The following is a 1832-nucleotide window of genomic DNA, read 5'->3' as shown; positions in this document are numbered from 1 at the left end:
GCGTCGCGCTCACGCTGGGCGCGGGCCACGCCACGGCGTTCTCCCGTGTCGCGCTGCCCCAGTCCTACCGCGGGATGACGGCCGCGTTCACCCTTGCCTGGGCACGGTCGCTGGGGGAGTTTGGCCCGATCCTGATCTTCGCGGGGACGACGCGGATGAAGACCGAGGTGCTGTCGACCAGTGTGTACCTCGAGTTTTCGATCGGCAACATCCACGGCGCGGTCGCGGTGTCGATGCTGATGGTCGCGCTGGCGATGGTCGTGCTGCTGGTGACGCGCCTCTTGGGCGTCGGCCGGGAGGTGGTGTGATGATCGAGGTGAAAGGGCTTGCCATCGCGGTGCCGGGCTTCGCGCTCAAGGACATCGCGTTTACCGTGCCCGACAACGCCTACGGCATCCTGATGGGTGCGACGGGCTGCGGGAAGACGACGCTGCTCGAAGCGGTCTGCGGTCTGCGCAAAGTCGATGCCGGGACGATCACGCTGCACGGCCGGGACATCACCGGTTCGAAGCCCGGTGAGCGCGGCATCGGCTACGTCCCGCAGGACGGCGCGTTGTTCCCGACGATGACGATCCACGACCAGCTCGCGTTTGCGATGCAGCTTCGCAAGTGGGACAAGCAGAAGCAGAAGGAACGCATCGACGAGCTGGCCGAGCTGCTGGGGATCGGGCACCTGCTCCAGCGCAGGCCGCGCGGTCTGTCGGGCGGGGAGCGGCAGCGTGTCGCGCTGGGCCGAGCGCTAGCGTTTCGGCCGGAGGTGCTTTGCCTGGACGAACCGTTGAGCGCGCTCGATGAAGACACGCGTGCCCGGATGATTGGATTGCTCAAGCGCGTCCAACAGCACGAACACGTCACGGCCCTGCATATCACCCATAGCTCGTCCGAGGCCGAGCAGCTCGGCACACACGTGCTGCGGCTGGTGGACGGTGGGATCGAACAAACCAACCACAGAGACACGGAGGTCACGGAGGCTGGAAAAATGTGAACCGCCAAGGCGCCAAGAGCGCCAAAGAAGGCAGGCATTGTTTAGAACATGTGTAGGCTGCCTTCCTTGGCGTTCTTGGCGCCTTGGCGGTTCGATATGATGCTTTCCCGTTCTCTGTGTCCTCCGTGCCGCTGTGGTTCAATACGAGTTCATCATGAATCAGCAACTCCCGAAACAACCCGCCGACGCGCTCACCGACGAGGAACGCGCGACGTATGAGTGGCAGATGTGGTCACCCGGGTTCGGTGAAGAGGGCCAGCGCCGCCTGAAGAACAGCACGGTGCTCATCTCACGCTGCGGTGGGCTGGGGAGTGTGGTCGCCTACGAGCTCGCGGCTGCGGGGGTCGGGCACCTGGTCATCGCGCACGGCGGCAACGTCAAGCACTCGGACCTCAACCGCCAACTCCTGATGACCCACGACTGGCTGGGCAAGCCGCGCATCGAGACGATCCAGCGTCGGCTCAAAGACCTCAACCCCCGGCTGAAGATCACGCCGATCGCCGAGAACATCAGCGACGCCAACGCGGAAGAGCTCGTCGGCCTCGCGGACGTGGTGGTGGATGCGGCGCCGATGTTCGAGGAGCGTTTCGCGATGAACGCGGCGGCCGTGGCGCAGGGCAAGCCCGTGGTCGAGTGCGCGATGTACGACCTGGAGGCGACGATCACGACGTTTTCGCCAGAGGGTCGTCCTTGCCTGCGGTGCTTGGTTCCGGGGGTGCCCCCGGCGTGGAAGCGGCAGTTCCCGGTGTTCGGCGCGGTGAGCGGGACGGTGGCGTGCATGGGCGCGATGGAGGCGGTCAAGCTGCTGTCGGGCATCGGCGAGCCGTTGATCGGGCGGATGGTCCGG

The 1832-nt window shown here is 65.7% G+C and carries 3 protein-coding genes; all 3 read left to right on the top strand.

Translation table 11 applies throughout. The features are described from left to right. On the top strand, positions 1 to 308 hold a 308-nt coding region (locus tag AAGA11_23130), incomplete at its 5' end, for a molybdenum ABC transporter permease (protein ID MEM9605765.1). Further along, entirely contained in the window at positions 308 to 985 is a 678-nt protein-coding gene (locus tag AAGA11_23125; protein ID MEM9605764.1) for an ATP-binding cassette domain-containing protein, read from the top strand. The genes AAGA11_23130 and AAGA11_23125, both read left to right, overlap by 1 nt. Positions 986 to 1139: 154 nt before the next feature. Next, on the top strand, positions 1140 to 1832 hold a 693-nt coding region (locus AAGA11_23120), incomplete at its 3' end, for a HesA/MoeB/ThiF family protein (protein ID MEM9605763.1).

It is taken from the genome of Pseudomonadota bacterium, from assembly GCA_039196715.1.
GTDB lineage: Bacteria > Pseudomonadota > Gammaproteobacteria > CALCKW01 > CALCKW01 > CALCKW01.
Note: the sequence above shows the minus strand (reverse complement) of the source record. Positions and strands in the feature narration are given on the sequence as shown.